The organism is Sphingobacterium thalpophilum, assembly GCF_038396785.1.
Lineage (GTDB): Bacteria > Bacteroidota > Bacteroidia > Sphingobacteriales > Sphingobacteriaceae > Sphingobacterium > Sphingobacterium thalpophilum_A.
The window spans coordinates 572171-590130 of sequence record NZ_CP151087.1 but is presented as its reverse complement, the minus strand read 5'-3'; the positions used below and the strand labels follow the sequence as shown (position 1 = coordinate 590130).

Genomic DNA, 17960 nt, shown 5'->3' with positions numbered 1-17960 from the left:
CTATAAACACATGAATTGATGATGAGATTATTACTGCGTACAACTTATTTTTTGTTTCTTTTATTCCTACTTGTTCCGGGCAATTCGCACGGACAGTCAGCACGCCAATCCTTCCTGTTGGAGAAAAACTGGCGTTTTTTTCAGGGTGAGGTTGTTCATGTGGAATCAGCAGCATTGGATGATAAGGCCTGGAAGAAGGTCACTGTACCGCATGATTGGGCTATTTTCGGACCCTTTGACCGGTCACACGATCTGCAGGATGTTGCAGTGACACAAAATGGAGAGAAAAAGGCAACAGTAAAAACGGGCCGCACTGGCGGTTTGCCTTATGTGGGGGTGGGTTGGTATCGTACCAACTTTGATATTCCACAATTCAATCCCGTCAATAAACGCGTGGTCCTGAAATTTGATGGTGCAATGAGTGAAGCCCGGGTCTATGTTAATGGAAAGGAAGCCTGCTTTTGGCCCTACGGTTACAATGCTTTTCATTGTGATGTGACCGAATTGCTACATCCGGACGGGATGAATAATACAGTTGCTGTGCGGTTGGAAAATAAAGCGCAGTCATCACGCTGGTATCCCGGTGCTGGACTTTATCGCAATGTGCATGTAATCGTGACGGATAAGATCCATGTACCTGTTTGGGGCACGTATATCACGACGCCTTTTGTATCGGACAGTCTAGCCTCAGTTAAGCTTGAAACCAGTTTAAAGAATGCCGATGGCAAGTTGGTACGAATGGTAACTGCGATTTTGGATGCGGCGGGACAGGTGGTTGCGCAGAAGGAAAACCAACAAAAACTAAATTATGGCAAGCCTTTCGTGCAAAATCTTGAAGTGATAAACCCTGCTCTCTGGAGCCCCGAACATCCAAATCTGTATCGGGCCTCCACGCAAGTATTTGTAGACGGTAAATTGACAGACAGTTTTGAAACCCGTTTTGGGATTCGGGAGGTACGTATTATTGCCGACCGGGGATTTATGTTAAATGGAAAAATCCGAAAGTTTCAGGGTGTATGTAATCATCACGATCTTGGACCATTGGGGGCTGCAATCAATGTTTCGGCTCTTCGTTATCAATTGGAATTACTCAAAGATATGGGCTGCGATGCCATTCGTACGGCACATAATATGCCGGCTCCGGAATTAGTTGCCTTATGTGACGAATTGGGCTTTATGCTGATGATTGAACCTTTTGACGAATGGGATATTGCGAAATGTAAAAATGGATATCATCGATTTTTTGCGGATTGGGCCGAACGGGATATGGTCAACATGATTCGTCATTTTAGAAATAACCCTGCTGTCGTGATGTGGAGCATTGGAAATGAAGTGCCCACACAATGCAGTGCTGAAGGCTATAAAGTAGCTTCGTTTTTACAGGATATATGCCATCGTGAGGATCCGTCCCGACCAGTGACCTGCGGTATGGATCAGGTAAGCTGTGTGCTGGAAAATGGTTTTGCTAGTCTGTTGGATGTTCCGGGATTAAACTATCGCGCGCACCGTTACGAAGACGCGTATGCCCGATTACCCCAAAATCTAGTGTTGGGTTCGGAAACGGCATCAACAGTGAGCTCAAGGGGCGTTTATAAATTTCCGGTGCTAAAAAAAGGTGATATGTTGTATTCCGATCATCAGTCGTCTTCTTACGATATGGAATATTGCTCTTGGTCCAACCTTCCGGATGAGGATTTTGCCCTGGCGGAAGATCATCATTGGACCATGGGGCAATTTGTCTGGACAGGCTTTGATTATCTTGGCGAACCTTCCCCTTACGATACAGATGCCTGGCCCAACCATAGTTCCATGTTCGGTATTATTGATCTGGCGAGCATTCCCAAAGACCGTTATTATCTGTACCGAAGTTTATGGAATAGAAATGAGCATACCCTGCATATACTTCCACATTGGACATGGCCTGAGCGTGAGGGACAAGAAACCCCTGTCTTCGTGTATACAGATTATCCAAGTGCCGAACTTTTTATCAATGGGAAAAGTCAGGGAATACAGCGCAAGAGTAAGGCTTCTTTACAGGAGCGTTACCGCCTCATGTGGATGAATACGGTATACGAACCCGGAGAAGTCAAAGTCGTAGCTTACGATGAATCTGGAAAACCAGCGGCCGAAAAAATAATCCGGACGGCGGGAAAACCCTTCAGGATTGAAATGGATGCAGTTCATGATTCCATTTCTGCTGATGGCCGTGCATTAGCCTACATCCGTGTCAAAGCAGTGGACAAAGCGGGTAACCTCTGCCCACGGGCCGCAGAACTGATCCAATTTGACGTAGTTGGCGATGGTACATTTAAAGCCTTGGCTAACGGTGATCCAACGAATCTAGAAGCTTTTCACAAACCGCAGATGCATTTATTCAATGGACAGCTTACCTTGATTGTTCAGGCAGGCGAAAAATCGGGAAAGATTCAGATAAAGGCGAAATGCAAAGGTTTAAAAGAGGGGGTATTAAACGTACAGACCGTAAATTCTAAAACGTTTTGACCGTAGCTTTTGTTTAAATGATACCTTAAGTAAGTTAGTGAGTTGATTGTATTTTAACAGAAAGGCTAGATCGATATCGATCTAGCCTTTCTTGTGCATTATTTTCTCCTAATCTGTAGCTTGACACCTAGGCCGAGGCCAATATAATCATCAAATTTAAGATACTTTTTCTGTACGGCGCTAACGAGGTAAAGATCGCTGGTATGAAGATCATAATAGAATTTTACGCCTTCAAAATAAGAGTTGCTGGATTTTATTTTATAACTGAAGTCCTGTCCTACAAAGATATTGATGCGTAGCCTGGTCGAAAACCGATAATAGCTATTCGGGTATTTGTCAGGTTCTTTATACCAAAATTGTTTACCCAATGTCGTATTGAGATAAGCACCGGTACGCAAGGGATGATAAGTAAACTGTTTATTGAGTTTAATTTTCCACGGTGTATACGATTGACGCAGCGTTAAGGTAAGTTTAGCCCGGTCTGTATCATATTTCGGTACATAGCCAAGCAGGAAATCTGTCGACTGGAATCTCTGTTCGGGAGAAATGGAAGCAATCAGCAAAGGCGGCGCTACATTCTTGGCTAAGATGAGTCAATGATGAAGTCTAAACATAAAAAAATACCGAAGCAATATACACTTCGGTATTTTTTGTGAAAAAGAAAATTACAATTTAAAGTTAGATGGTTTTGCTGTCACGCAGCATCTTAATGATATTGTGCGCTTCAAGCTGCTTGCTGAGCTGCGTGTTGATCAAACTATGCACATTTTGCGAAAGCTCTTCCGATCCTTCAGCCAAAGCTGTTTGATAGGTCGATTTGAATGCATCTTCGCCCTGCTCACAGGTTTCTAGCAGACTTCTTTCGTCATCTCCCGTAATATTTACTTTTATTCCCATCCAGGCGCGGAAAAGCTTACCGCTCAGCATAGTGCTGTCTGTCGGTTCTTTGCCCTCAAGCTCAACATAAGGTGTCAATTCGGCTATAAATTCTTCCGACTGTCCGATAAATTTTTGAAATGTTGGTACTAGTCTATCCAAGCCGTGGCTGGTTGCTAGATCAATTGCCTTTTTATAACCTTCGATGCGGTCGTTGTTGATTTTGATAATATCGTTGATGATCTCCGGATTGTTGATGTTGTTTTCCATAATATTGTTATTTGTTATCATTTTTGTTTATTCGAAAAACAGCAGGCGTTGCATGATCGTTTGCAGAATTCGAGATTCAGGTATTTAAATCGTAGCCCGTATTTATCCCATTTTTTATTGCAGGGGAATAAATCTGTCTAAAACTTTCTGCAATTTATCCTTGTTCTTAAAACCGAATACTGTCCACTAGGCAGGCAACGAAAACTATGCAACAAAACATTCATGTAGCCATTATCGGGGGTGGACCCAGTGGCCTGTTTATGTACAAAAGATTGATCGAAAGGAATATCGCCGGTCTCAAGGTATCTATTTTCGAATCCCGAAAACAATTGGGGGCAGGAATGCCTTACAGCTACGAAGGTGCTACACCTGAGCATCTAACTAATGTATCGGATCATGAAATCCCCGCATTGGTCACGACGATTGAGGATTATGTTCAATCCCTATCGGAGGCCACGCTCCGTACTTATGGAATCGATGTGGACGATTTTAATCGCTACAAAGTGGTTCCACGGCTGCTCCTCGGCCGCTACCTGTCGGAGCAGTTTATGTTGTTGAAGCGGATGGCGGATGAACAGGGCATTGAAACACAGGTTCACCTCGCTAGCCAGGTTACTGATATTATTGACCTCGAAGGCCAAGCGCAGGTTAAAATCACGGTGGGCAGCACCGATACCTATATCGTAGACAAGGTAGTCATCTGTACCGGACATAAATGGCCAACCAGGTATGAGGGCAATGTAGAGCATTATTTTGAATCACCCTATCCACCGTCAAAGCTCGCCTTAAAAACAGATCATGCAGTAGGCTTACGTGGCGCTTCGCTCACGGCAATCGATGCTATCCGTACACTGGCACGCCACAATGGGTCTTTTGAGGCGCTGGAGACAGGTGAGTTAAGATATCAGATCGACCCGGGAAGTGAAAATTTTAAGTTATTGATGCATACCCGCAGTGGTCTTCTGCCTGCGATCCGATTCCATCAGGAAGAACCTTTCCTAGCCAACAAGCTCTTGATCTCCAAAGAGGAACTCATGCTTAACAGACTTGAAAATGAAGGTTTCGTGTCGTTGGATTTTCTGTTCGATCGTAATTTTAAAGCGCAGTTTAAAGAAAAGGATCCCGACTTTTATGCGATCGTGGAAAAGCTCAGCCTGGAAGACTTTGTAGAAGCAGTACTCAGTTTAAGGGAACAGAAAGATGCCTTCGAGGGATTTCGCCAAGAGCACGAACAAGCGCTGAAATCTATCAGAAGGCGTCAGTCTATCTATTGGAAAGAAGTGCTTTCTGCCTTGAGCTTTACCCTGAATTACCCGGCCAAATATATGTCTGCCGAAGATATGCTGCGTTTAAAAAAAGTACTGATGCCGTTGATTTCCATTGTCATCGCTTTTGTGCCGCAGAGTTCCAGTCGTGAGCTCCTCGCACTACACGATGCTGGTCGGCTGGAAGTGGTCAATGTGGGTACGGACAGTCGGGTTGAACCTGCGAGCGACCGCGGCGCTAACTATTTTTATACCGATGAATCTGGGATAGAAGTAAAAACCTATTATAAGACATTTGTGGACTGTGTAGGACAGCGCCCCTTGAACTTTGAAGAATTTCCTTTCAAGAGTTTAGTCGACAATGGCAATGTCAGTCCAGCTTACCTGCGATTTCGTTCAGTGGAACAGGCCAAAGAACAAATGCTGGCAGGCAACGACCATATGTTTGTAGCTCCGGATGGTGCCATTTTTTTGCAGGTGCCCGGGGTAAAGATAGACGACAGCTTCCGGCTGGTAGATCACAACAGTAACGCCAGTCAACGTCTTTTCATGATGGCTGTACCTTACATGGGCGGCTATAATCCGGATTATTCGGGCCTAGATTTTTGCGCCGCTACCTCGGCTATCATTGCCAGCAAGATTGCTGAAGGGGGATAAATACGTAAGTTTTTGTTAAAATACGGTAAGATGGTTGGGGCCGGGCGACACGGGATTTAATTTAAGCTCCCTATTGCTATATTTGGCGGCCATCTAGACCATCAGTTGGCATTGTCTTAACTCAATTGTTGAAAAGCATGCCTAAAACTATTTTAAGAAACCTGCAGGTAGGTTTTGGAATTTCACTGTTGATCCTGTTAGCGAGTTCAACGGCTTCTTATGTGAGTATCCGTAAGCAGATCCACAATAGTACGATGGTTGACCACAGCCGCCGGGTCATGAGCCGTGTCAATAAAATTCTACAGGATTTGCAGAATGCAGAAACGGGCCAGCGTGGGTACTTGCTGACGGGGATGGAAAAGTTTCTCGATCCCTACAAAAATGGTCTTCAGTCCTTGCCTCAATCGCTGAGCCGCGCGCACGATCTTACGGCTGATAATCCAGCGCAGCAGCAGGTGATTGATACCCTGTCAACACTTGTTCAGTCTCGACTGGATCGATTGGAGAATTTGGTGAACATCAAAAAACGAGGTGGTATGGTCTCTGTTGCCCAGCTCGAAGAAGGCAAAACCTATATGGACAGTTGCCGTTTGCTGATCAGCAAAATCATAGATAAAGAAGAATCGTTGCTCAATCGACGTTCGGATGAGCTTACACGCTCTTCGGGCTACACCTCCATATTTGTTTTATTGGCTGCGGCAGTTTCGTTGCTGATTACACTGTTTTTTTACTTCCGCCTCAGGGCAGATTTCTTTAAGCGCGAGGAGTTGCAGAATGACCTAAAACGCAAGGATGAAGAGATCCAGCGCCGACTGAGCATTACCCAGCGCATAGCGCGGGAGATTGCTGCCGGCAATTATGAAATGCAGATTCAGGATGGCGAACAGGATGATCTGGGCAGCTTGACGGGATCCCTCAACGAAATGGCCAGGTCGCTCAAAACGTCATTTGAAGAACTCAGTAATAACAATTGGCATCAGGCCGGACTAACCCAGCTGAGCAACCTCTTGATGGGTAATAAACAGCAGGAAGAGCTCACAGCCGTTACGCTCGGCCATCTAACAAAATATGGCAACTGTGTCAATGGTGCCATTTACCTGATGGAACAGGATGAACTTGTCTTAAGGGGATCCTATGGACTCGAAAATCCCGACCATAATCGCTTCGCTCCAGGAGAAGGCATGGTCGGTCAGGTCTTTAAAGACGAGAAAGAAAAGTTATTTGAAAACCTCGAGAATAGCAGCTATGTTATCAGTTTTGCCAGCGGAAAGGTGCAGGTGAACAACCTTTTTATCTTGCCTGTTTTTGATGGTAACCAATGTATCGGTGTGATGGAGCTGGGCTCACTACAACCTTTTTCTTCCATTCAGCTGGCGTTTTTTAGGGATGCGGTGCAAAAGGTGGGTACGACACTTGCGGCGGCCCAAGCCAGGCTGGTAGTACAGAATTTATTGGAAGAAACGCAGGCACAGACCGAAGAATTGCAGGCACAGCATACCGAACTGGAATCGCTTAATTCGAGCCTCGAGATGCATACCCATAAGCTGCAGGCTTCGGAAGAGGAACTCCGCGTACAGCAGGAAGAATTGGTGCAGTCTAACCGTGAATTGGAAGAGCGCTCAAAATTGCTGGAAGATAAAAATGTGGAGATTGCCGAACGCAATCAGGAAATACAGAAAAAGGCGGCGGAGCTTGAACAGAGTACACGCTATAAGTCTGAATTTTTGGCCAATATGTCGCATGAACTGCGTACACCGCTCAATTCAATTCTGTTACTTTCACGCTTGATGGCCGAAAATTCGGATGGTAACCTGAATGAAGAACAGATGGAATCGGCAGCTGTGATCCAGAGTTCGGGAAAGAGCCTGCTGACCTTGATAGACGAGATTCTGGATCTTTCCAAAATAGAATCCGGAAAAATGGATCTGGATGTACAGCCTGTATTTTTTGCCGATATATTGAACGGGCTGACGGCTATGTTCGCACCAATCGCCGCCGACAAGCAGCTCGGATTAGGAATGAGCGCCGCGGAGGGTTTGCCGATGCAGCTCGAAACAGACAAGCAGCGCCTGGATCAGATTTTACGTAATCTATTGTCGAATGCCATCAAATTTACAGCTTCGGGTAAGGTTACCTTGCATATTGACCGCGAACAGTCGCAGAGACACCGTATCGTATTTGAAGTGCGCGATACGGGAATAGGAATACCAAAAGACAAGCAGCATCTGATTTTTGAAGCTTTTCAACAGGCTGATGGTTCGACGCGCCGCAAATTTGGCGGTACTGGACTGGGGCTCTCGATCAGTCGGGAACTGGCGCGTCTGCTCGGAGGCGAAATCTTGTTGGATAGTGAAGAAAATAAAGGCAGTGTATTCCGTCTCATCCTTCCGGAGCAGATTTCGGATGCCACGCCAGCTGCTTTCGGCACGGTGCAATTGTTGCCGATAGAGCTAGACTTCGCTGAAGAAGCATCTACAGCTGGAGTGCAGACTTCGGAAACAGTGAACTTGCCTGCCAAAAAGACACTGGAGATACCTATCCCAGCCGATATTCCTGATGATCGCGATAGTATCGTCGCAGGCGACCGCTTCATTTTGATTGTTGAGGATGATATTGAATTCGCAAAGATTCTGCTGAAATATACGCGCCAGCAAAACTACAAGGGTATCGTGGTCGTCCGTGGTGATATCGCGGCTGAGATGGTGGCCCGTTATATGCCGCTAGCCGTTCTGCTGGATATTCAGCTTCCGCTCAAAGATGGCTGGCAGGTAATGGCTGAGATCAAGGAAAACCCCAAGACTCGACATATACCGGTGCATATTATGTCTTCTTTACAGGTTAAGAGAGAAAGTCTGCTGCAGGGCGCCATAGACTTTATCAATAAACCAATGGCATTGGAGCAGATGGGTGATATGTTCCGTAAAATAGAAGATGCCCTCACGCGGCATCCAAAAAAAGTACTTATTGTTGAAGAAAATCCCAAACATGCGGCAGCGCTGTCGCTCTTCCTCGGAAGTTTTGACATTGCCTCGGAGATCAAGAGCAACGTAGATGATAGCATTGTGGCGCTGAGCTCAGACACTGCCGACTGTGTGATACTTGATATGGGGGTTCCAGACCGGGTTGGTTACGAGACATTGGAAGCTGTAAAACGAAATCAGGGTCTTGAAAATTTGCCGATTATTGTTTTTACCGGTAAGAACCTTTCGCAGGTAGAGGAAATGAAATTAAAACGGTATGCGGATTCTATTATTGTAAAAACGGCTAATTCCTATCAGCGTATTTTGGACGAAGTGGGTTTATTTTTACATCTCGTAGAGGAAAATAGTGGTCCTTCTACCAAATCTCCGGGTAGACTTGGCTTTTTGCAGGATGTTCTGCAGGGTAAAAAGGTGCTTGTAGCGGACGACGATATCCGAAATATCTTCTCGCTCACCAAGGCGCTCGAAAAATATCAGATGACCGTGGTCCCGGCAACGGACGGAAAAGATGCGCTGAAACAGCTGGAAGATAATCCGGATGTAGCGGTGATCCTGATGGACATGATGATGCCCGAAATGGATGGTTACGAAACCATTGCTTCGATCCGGAAAGATCAGCGCTACGAAAACATGCCCATTATTGCTGTTACAGCCAAATCAATGATGGGCGATAGGGAAAAATGTATTGCCGCAGGAGCGTCTGATTATATATCCAAACCGGTGGATATTGATCAGCTTTTGTCCCTACTTCGCGTATGGATGTATGGATAATAGGTATATAAGGATGATGTATGGATCTATTATTAGTAAGGTGTTATATATAGACAATAGGGGGATACTAAAACTGCATGGATAAGAACAAAATCATATTGATTATCGACGATGATCAGAACAATATATTTGCATTGAAATTGGCCCTGAAGTCAAGAGGTTTTCAAGCGATAGGCTGCCTGTCTGCTGAAGAGGGACTTGCTCAGTTACGGGATCATGCCGGCATAGGCCTTGTCCTCATGGATATGATGATGCCCGAGATAGACGGCTATGAAGCCACCAAGTTGATCCGTCAATCATGGAATGCAAGTGAATTGCCTATCATCGCCGTAACGGCACAAGCTATGACCGGTGATCGTGAAAAATGCCTGTCTGCAGGAGCAAATGGCTATATCTCGAAACCGATCGACATTGAACTGCTTGTGCAGATGATAAGAAAAATTGCTGGATGACCACAGGGAAAAAAATTGTCAGCCAAGAGCAGGTCATGATCCTGATGGAGGATGTGGAGCGTCTCTATGGTTACGACTTTACCCACTATACGAAAGCATCCTTGTCGCGGCGGATCAACCAGCTTTGCCTGCTGGATAATTTTACGAGTTTCGCCGAACTGCGTTATCGCGTTGTTCACGATCGGGAATATGTGCAGCGATTTGTTGAAAAGATGACCGTGAATGTGACCGAAATGTTTCGTGATCCAAGCTTTTTCGCAAATCTGCGTCATGAAATTCTTCCCAAATTGCGCACTTCGCCGTTTATCCGCATCTGGATAGCGGGCTGCGCAACAGGTGAGGAAGCGTACTCACTGGCAATTCTATTGCAAGAAGAGAATCTTTTGCACAAATCACTGATCTATGGCACCGATATCAACCCCTCAGTGCTCGAGCAGGCAAAGAAGGCCGTCATCCCGATGGCAAATCTAAAATCCTATGTCGAAAATTATCAGCTTTCAGGTGGTAAAGCTGATTTTTCATCGTACTATACCGCGAATTATAACTGGGTGAAACTCAATCCCACCTTGCGGGAACGCATTGTATTTGCTTCGCACAATCTGGTGAATGATGCTTCTTTTAATGCTTTTCAGCTGATTCTATGTCGCAATGTGCTGATCTATTTTGACACAGAGCTGCAGGCCAGGGTATTATCGCTCTTTGATGAAAGCCTCGAGACATTTGGTTACCTTGCCTTAGGCAGTCAAGAGACGCTGCGCTTCTCTGCGCTGGCACCCAACTATGATCAGGTAGGAAACGAAAAAATATGGCGCAAGGTCAAGTAGAATGGACTACTTTTTTTTAACTGGATAGTATTAAAAAATTAACTTATTTAAAAAAATAAAGTATCTTAGTAGGATTGGAGGAAAAATGACTAAAATTCTTTTAGTTGATGACCATCGACTTGTAAGAAATGGGATACGCTTGATTATTGATACCCACGACAAGCTTTCGGTGGTAGGAGAAGTAGACAGTGCAGAGGATGCATTAATCTATCTTGAACAAAATGCATTGCCGGATCTGGTTTTAACGGACCTGAATATGCAGGGCATGGATGGTGTGAGTTTCATCCGAATGGCCAAAAAAATATATCCTGATCTTAGGTTTGCTGTGCTTTCCATGATTGAAGATCCGGTTGATGTAGCCGAAGCTTTTCGGAGTGGCGCAGACGGGTATCTATCTAAAGGTGGGGATTATGATGAAATCTTATTTGGATTGTTACGTTTATCGCATGGGCATAAATATCTGATGACCAATTTCGGTTTACGGTTTATGGAAAACTTTGATGCTGAGAATAGTGGGGCCGTAGATGTTACTTCACGGCTGTCGCAGTATGAAATCACAGAACGGGAATTTGCCGTACTGGAACTCATAGCACAGGGGTTTACGGCTGTAGAAATTGCGGATAAAATCTTTTTGAGCAAACGGACTGTCGAAGGACACCGTCAGAACCTGATGGACAAAACCAAAAGCAAAAATACGGCCGATCTGATCCGTTTTGCATTTCAGCAAAAACTGCTGAGCTAAATAGTGCTGTAAAAAAATAGCCTTTTGTTTTGAATCGGGCTTCCATCTAAATGAAAGCCCGATTTTTTTGTGTCTTATGATCACTTATGTTTCCCGCATGGATGCTGGTGTAGATATAGGCGAGGTTTTGGTAGGCCGTTGTGTGGATCTCTTCTACTTCAGCTTTTTCAATTTTACCGTTTTTGTTGATAGGGGTATTACATAGCGATTCAACGGATCTTTGTTTATTCCTTCCACCTCATAATGGCTTTCGGGATTTACATTGAGCAGGATATTTGCGCTGTTTTGTTTTGCTTCATTATTGAAGATCAGCGTGACGCTGTGGTCCTTTTGATCGTAATATAATTCAACAATTTCTCCGGCATCTGTGGTCAACCAAAGGTTTTCCTTTGCCAGGAAGACACGTCCCTTGGAGGCTGTAGTCAGGGCAACCTTGACCTGTTGTTTTTCGGTTTTTAGATTACCGCTGAAAGCCAGCCAGCCAAATTCGGAATGTTCGACAATGTAGGTCCCCGAATTTACGGCATAACCATAAAAGCCGGTTCCATAATCGCCCGAGATGCCGTCATTGGCTAGTGTGGACGGGTAGGAGTGGAACGCTCCCGGGCCAAAGCCATCGGCTGTGACATTGGCCAAGGCCCCCATCATACCTGCATGTCCGATACGGAGCAGGTAGAAGTCGTCCGGATGGTCGCGATAAGCTGTAAGGACAGGAATGGCATTGAGGGCCGAACCATAATGGTGCAGCTGCCGCTCGATACGGGAGAGCTTGCCGCCATAGACAAAATCCCAATAACGGCGTGCACTGCCATTGTAACCCCAGTGCGGCACGGTAGGCATGTAAGCAATGATGGCATTGAGCGTCACTTCAGCTTTTTCGTCGAAGCCGAAGAAGCGCGACCAGAGGTATACCTCTTCCTGACCTGTAGAATCCCATGGCATCTCACTCCCGAATGGATAATTGAGGGTTTTCCAATGCTCTGCTCGCTTGCGCATGGCGGCTTCAAGCTTGTCGGCCATCGTTGTTAATCCTTCCTTACGGAGATCATTGAGGACGATAAGGAAGATACTGCCTTCCATTTGACCGAACTGCGCGTAATAAGGCGCTTTTTCGACCATGGCGATACTGGTCTGGTAAGCCCGTTCGAGGTACTTGTCCCAGGTTTCCTCATTGACCAGATTGTTGTAGTTGCGGGCGAGCCTGTACATCACCCAATGTGCTGCCGCAACATGTGGATAATTGTAGGATCGTCCAATGTCATCGGCTTCCTTTTTGGGCCAGGCAGACCAGGTTTTCCAGTTGATATCCGAACGATAGGTACCGGCTGGCATTGAATCTGGTTCATAATAAAAAAGGCTTTTGACAACACCATATTCCTTGTCGCCTTCTTTATGCTGGATATGACCGTATAGGGTCTCATTGACAAAACGTTTCAATTTGGCTATTTCCTGTTGATCGGGCTGCAGTACTTGTTTCATCAGGGCGGCAAGCCAGCTTGCTGCTCCGGCTTCATCGCTGAGGCCTGCAAACCAGGCGCTCCTATTTTGGGTGATGGGCTGCTGTTCTTCATAGTCATAGGATATGACAGATGGTGAACGGCCAAAGAGATCCTTGTCATTTTCATACCACTGCTTGGTGGTGAGGAAATGGCCCAGATCCTGTACAACTTCTTTTTCGGATTTGATTACTTTATAGTGGATCGTCTGCGTAATGCCATCCCTGTAGTTGATGGTAAGCCGTGCACGTCCCCAACGGTTGCCCTTCACTTCGTATTCGGTCCATTGCTGAGCTGTGCTTCCTTTTTTTGTCAGCGTCAATGCACCTTCGGGATAGACACTGACACTTTTGACCGCTTTGTTGTGCTTAACAAAGAGTTTGGCGGGATTGTCCATGGGGACAACATATCCGGGAAGTCCAACAGCGACAGGCCTATTGTTTTTCAATAACTCCGATTCAATTTGCCGGATACTTGGTGCGAGGACAAATTTTAAGGCAAAGGTCTTTGATTCATGTGGTTTCAAGAGGGTAGAAGTCGGTGTATTCCATTGTTCTACGCCTTTCCAATCAGTCTCGGCATAGGCCTTACTGTGGATCATCCATTCATGAAATCCCTCAAAGGTAATACTTCGGGGGGTAGGGTCTGTATTGAGCGGATTGTAGGCTTCAAAGCCTGCATTTTTATAGGGCAATACCAACAGACTCGGCCCATTGCCATGTAGGCGGTTGACCTGTAGATAACCCGCATCTTGGCCGATATAGGGATCGAAAAAGACATTCTGTGCATGTGCCTGATCGAGATTTTTCCAATCCATGTTGTTGTTGAAGGGAAGTGGGATACCCAGCGCGCCGATTTCGATGGGATAATCGTTGGGATTTGAAACCTCAAAACTCAGGATCAGATCGCCTCCGTCATCTCGCCAGCTGCGTACAACCTTCAACGGAATATTGTTGAGCGTAGGGCTGATATCTGCACTTGCAAGATCGTTTTTAGCGGGATTTATCGGGATGACATGCTTACGGTCTGCCGCCGATGAGTAGGAAGTCCAGGGGGTATCACCCTGACGGCGCAAACTGATATTGATATCACCGATATGAAAAAACTTATTGCGGTCTCTTTTGCTCAGGAGCTCAACAGGTGTATAGTCAAAATCTTTTTCGCTGCCGTTGGGGCGAAAAGAAGATAGCGTCTGCGATGCATTGAGGATAGCTACATGGAGGTTTTTGAGGGTAAAGCTTTTGGCACCCTCTTCAACACCTAAAGTGGCTTGCTGTGCTTTGACTGCTTTCCATACGGGGTGTTCGTCCTGTTGACTATATACGCTGCTTGGCAACTGTGTGAATACGAGCGCAAATAGGATCCAATAGCTTTTTTTAAGATTCATTTTAGACATGTTATTGCTCATTTAATACGCCGATGATCATTGTTCTTACAAAGATGAAGGATTGTACCCTCGATTTATGGGTAGATTTTAACCTTCAATAGCCCATTTTTAACCTATTAGCCCTCAAAATTTGTAATGCGATGATCTAAGTTATAAATTTAATGTTAAATAGACATTTATCGTAGATTTTATTTGTTATAAAGTCAATTGAATGGCGATATCGTTTTTTATGTACCTGTAAACTTTGTGTTATCATGAAACATTATTTTTCTTTCGCTATTTTGGCTGTACTGGTTATGTCGCTTACAGGGCTGGTGGCACAGCCGTTGAAACCCTACCAACAGCCTAATGTATTGAATCCACTGCTGCCCGGGTATTTTGCGGACCCGAGCATCAAGAAAATTGCGGATACGTATTATATTTATGCGACCACCGATGGTAATGGCTGGGGAGCAGGGCCATCACAGGTATGGACATCCAGGGATTTTAAGAACTGGACCATTCAACCCATGAACTGGCCCAATACGCACTGGTACTGGGCTCCTGATATGACGCAGGGATACGACGGACGATATTACCTCTATTATAGTCAGCCTGTAGAAATTTTTGGGGCGGTGGCCGACAGCCCCACAGGCCCATGGGAACCTTTGGTAGCCGGTGGCAAATCGATGATCCCGAACTATATGGTTCCAGGTGTGATTACCCTGGACGGGCAAACCTTTCGGGATGATGATGGTCGCATCTATCTATTTTGGGGAATCTGGGGAATCTACCCCGATCATGGATGTGGGGTGGGGATACTCAACAGGGATATGAAAACGTTCGAAAAAACAGCATTGATTCCCAATACGGTGGCAAAGGACTTTTTTGAGGCGCCCTATATGTTTAAGCGTAAGGGCATCTATTACCTGATGTACTCCTCGGGGCATTGTGAAGATGGTACTTATCGTGTGCAATATGTTAAAAGTAAAATCGGTCCCATGGGACCTTTTGAATATCCATCGGCCAATCCGATATTGATTACAAACGAGGATGGCAGTATTCACGGTCCGGGACATCATAGTATTCTTGAACAGGATAATCGTTATTTCATCGTCTATCACAGGCATAACAATCCACATGCTGGGGGTGGCTTCCACCGTCAGGTTGCCATGGACGAGCTATTCTTTAGGCCTGACGGCGATATTGAGCCGGTGCGGCCCACACATGCTGGTGTGCCAGATTTGCTTCCAACAGTTACAGGGCCAGTCGATTTGGCTTTTGGGAAAACGGTGAAGGCCTCCTCTTACTACAATACAGATTTTAGGCCTGCATTCTTAGTCGACAACAACAATGGAACACTATGGCGGGCCAAAAATAATCAAGGACCGGCCTGGGTAGCTCTTGACCTGGGTAAGAAGCTGGATATACAGACCAAGACCGTTGCAAAAGTGTTTGGTTTTTATTTTATTGATATTCAAGTTTTTAATTTGTTTCTTGTTGATTTTCGTTATATTTAAGGTATGGAAAAGACAGAAAAAGTTAGCTTTGTTGATTACATGGTTCAAAGACGGAAAATCAAGCAGGAATTCTTCGATCAGATCAATACATTGGTAAATTGGCATCCGATTTCAAATATTATCAACAAGCATTACCACAAAGGGGAAAGCAAAATGGGACGCCCTAGTTATTCTGGTCTTGTCCTCTTCAAAATGACACTTCTACAGACCTGGTATGGTCTGAGTGACTACGAAGTAGAAGACCGTATAAACGACAGTATCTCCTTTAGTCGCTTTGTTGGCATCAGTTTGGACGATTCGGTTCCCGATCACAGTGTTATTAGCCGTTTTCGCAGCTCGCTGACAGAAAAGGGTGTTTATGAGAATCTATTCAAGGAGCTGAACAAGCAGTTGAATAAACATAAAATATTGGTAAAACGTGGAGCTATCGTTGATGCCAGTATTGTTGATTCTCCGCTAAAACCAAAAGGCAAAGTTATTTACGAGATCGAAAGTGACCGTAGTGAACATCCTCGCGAAGATTCTGAGCTGGATAAAGAGAATAGTGAACAGTTATTGATCCAACAAGAGAGCCCGGGTGTTGACCATGAAGCTCGTTGGATAAAGAAGGCTGGGAAAACAGGTTATGGCTATAAAAAGCATTATGTCACCGATACAGAAGGCCTGGTTCTGGGCGTGGTAACCACTCCAGCAAATGTAAATGAAATTGCCAATCTTCAACAGGTAATATCTTCGGCTGACCTTCCAAAGGGCATCCATATCTATGCTGACAAGGGATATCGTTCCTCTAAAAATGAGGAATTGATCAAATCAGGAAAGCTAAAAAGCAGGATCTTGCATAAGGCAAAGAAAGGAACAGCGTTAACCGAAAGAGAGAAGTTAAGAAACAAACTGATCGGCAAGATCAGGTTCAAAGTTGAACGGACCTTCGGGAGCATCCGGCGATGGTTCAACTCAAGCTGTGCAAGGTATAAGGTGATCGCCAAAATGCATACACAAAATCTAATGGAAGCCATGGCGTACAATCTTTACAGATCACCTGGGATACTTGTGTTCAATGCAATAAAAAACACAAATTAAGCAGTTGAAAAGGCCTCAAAAAGAGGATTTTTCAAGAAAACGCAACTAGATTTCCGAATCCAAATCGGAAAAAACTGCAAAAAAAAGCAAAAATAACCGATCAGAAAATATCAACATTATTTTGCAACGGTCTTAGGTAGACTATGTTGGATTCTGCGGTTCAGATCTGAATACCTTTCGGGGGTTGAATCCATTGGTCAATTTGCCGGTCATACCAGGGCATGAAATTGGGGCAACGGTCGTGGAATTGGGGACTAATGTGACAACTGATCTTAAGGTTGGTACAAAAGTTACAGTAAATCCGTATTCCAACTGTGGTGTTTGTACCGCATGTAAAAATAATAGGCCCAACGCTTGCCGTTACAACGAGACTATGGGTGTACAGCGCGATGGCGCCATGACCGAATATCTTGTCTTACCTGTTGAAAAGATCATCGCTGGGGGACAGCTTTCATCCAAAGAATTGGCTCTTGTGGAACCTATGAGTGTGGGCTTCCACGCCGTTGACCGAGCATCGGTAACAGACGGCGATATTGTATTGGTATTTGGATGTGGTATGATCGGAGTGGGGGCGATCATTCGGTCAGCATTACGGGGAGCTACAGTCATTGCTGTCGATGTGAGTACTGAAAAGCTCGAACTAGCGAAAAAACTAGGTGCAAAGTATACGATTAATAGCGCTACGGAAGATCTGCTTGCGAGGTTGGATGTGTTGACTCAGTCCATGGGAGCTGATGTTGTTATCGAAGCCGTTGGCCGAAAGGAAACATACCTGGCGGCCATTGCTGCCGCTGCATATACAGGCAGAGTGCTGTATATCGGGTATGCAAAGGAAGCGATTCCTTTTGATACACAGTTTTTTGTCAAAAAGGAACTGGATATCAGCGGGTCGCGCAATGCCACGGCAAAGGATTTTGCTGCGGTAATGAATTACTTGAAAATGAAAACCTGCCCGATCGAAGAACTGATAACGGCTATTTATCGGGCGAAGGATGCACAATTGGCCTTGGAATCATGGTTGAATGATCCCGGACGTGTTTTTAGGCTACTGATCGCGTTTTGACCGAAGCGGCTTTGGCTTTGTGAAAGATCGAATTGAGGGGTGGGTAACTATAAAATATCTTGCTGTTAAATGAAGGATGATGAAACAATATTAAA

The 17960-nt window shown here is 45.1% G+C and carries 12 protein-coding genes and 1 pseudogene; 10 read left to right on the top strand and 3 right to left on the bottom strand.

From position 1 onward, the window contains the following. The first annotated feature begins 18 nt into the window (after positions 1–18). On the top strand, positions 19–2502 hold the full coding sequence (locus AACH28_RS02760) for a DUF4982 domain-containing protein (RefSeq protein WP_313418639.1): 2484 nt from the start codon (positions 19–21) through the stop codon (positions 2500–2502). A gap of 98 nt (positions 2503–2600) precedes the next feature. Here AACH28_RS02760 and AACH28_RS02755 read toward each other — a convergent pair whose 3' ends face one another. Continuing rightward, complete coding sequence (locus tag AACH28_RS02755) at positions 2601–3065, bottom strand: hypothetical protein (RefSeq protein ID WP_286710061.1); 465 nt, start codon at positions 3063–3065, stop codon at positions 2601–2603. A 115-nt stretch (positions 3066–3180) separates the two neighbouring features. Then, on the bottom strand, positions 3181–3648 hold the full coding sequence (locus AACH28_RS02750; protein WP_286766654.1) for a PA2169 family four-helix-bundle protein: 468 nt from the start codon (positions 3646–3648) through the stop codon (positions 3181–3183). Between the two features lie 206 nt (positions 3649–3854). Between AACH28_RS02750 and AACH28_RS02745 the strand changes: the two genes are divergently transcribed. From AACH28_RS02745 to AACH28_RS02725, 5 genes are all read left to right on the top strand, one after another. Then, complete coding sequence (locus tag AACH28_RS02745; protein WP_341832174.1) at positions 3855–5570, top strand: FAD/NAD(P)-binding protein; 1716 nt, start codon at positions 3855–3857, stop codon at positions 5568–5570. Between the two features lie 137 nt (positions 5571–5707). Continuing rightward, positions 5708–9322: a response regulator gene (locus AACH28_RS02740; protein WP_341832173.1), complete on the top strand. Its 3615-nt coding sequence runs from the start codon at positions 5708–5710 to the stop codon at positions 9320–9322. A 77-nt stretch (positions 9323–9399) separates the two neighbouring features. Then, on the top strand, positions 9400–9774 hold the full coding sequence (locus tag AACH28_RS02735) for a response regulator (RefSeq protein ID WP_341832172.1): 375 nt from the start codon (positions 9400–9402) through the stop codon (positions 9772–9774). Further along, the gene (locus tag AACH28_RS02730; RefSeq protein WP_341832171.1) at positions 9771–10598 is read left to right on the top strand and encodes a protein-glutamate O-methyltransferase CheR; all 828 of its coding nucleotides are present in this window, start codon (positions 9771–9773) and stop codon (positions 10596–10598) included. Before AACH28_RS02735 ends, AACH28_RS02730 begins: the two co-directional genes overlap by 4 nt. A gap of 85 nt (positions 10599–10683) precedes the next feature. Beyond that, a complete protein-coding gene (locus tag AACH28_RS02725; protein ID WP_341832170.1) occupies positions 10684–11340 on the top strand; it encodes a response regulator transcription factor in 657 nt (218 codons plus the stop codon). Positions 11341–11493: 153 nt separating this feature from the next. Here AACH28_RS02725 and AACH28_RS02720 read toward each other — a convergent pair whose 3' ends face one another. Then, positions 11494–14223, bottom strand: coding sequence for a DUF5695 domain-containing protein (locus tag AACH28_RS02720; RefSeq protein WP_341832169.1), 2730 nt, complete (start codon positions 14221–14223; stop codon positions 11494–11496). Between the two features lie 254 nt (positions 14224–14477). Here AACH28_RS02720 and AACH28_RS02715 point away from each other — a divergent pair, with 254 nt between their 5' ends. From AACH28_RS02715 to AACH28_RS02700, 4 genes and pseudogenes are all read left to right on the top strand, one after another. Next, positions 14478–15722: a family 43 glycosylhydrolase gene (locus AACH28_RS02715; protein WP_341832168.1), complete on the top strand. Its 1245-nt coding sequence runs from the start codon at positions 14478–14480 to the stop codon at positions 15720–15722. A gap of 57 nt (positions 15723–15779) precedes the next feature. Continuing rightward, positions 15780–16802 (top strand): IS5 family transposase, encoded by a 1023-nt coding sequence (locus AACH28_RS02710; RefSeq protein ID WP_341833102.1) that lies wholly within the window; start codon positions 15780–15782, stop codon positions 16800–16802. 148 nt (positions 16803–16950) lie between these two features. Next, a pseudogene (locus tag AACH28_RS02705) lies at positions 16951–17226 on the top strand (alcohol dehydrogenase catalytic domain-containing protein); the annotation flags it as partial. Next, entirely contained in the window at positions 17200–17865 is a 666-nt protein-coding gene (locus AACH28_RS02700) for a zinc-binding dehydrogenase (RefSeq protein WP_341833101.1), read from the top strand. The pseudogene AACH28_RS02705 and the gene AACH28_RS02700, both read left to right, overlap by 27 nt. The last annotated feature ends 95 nt before the right edge of the window (positions 17866–17960 follow it).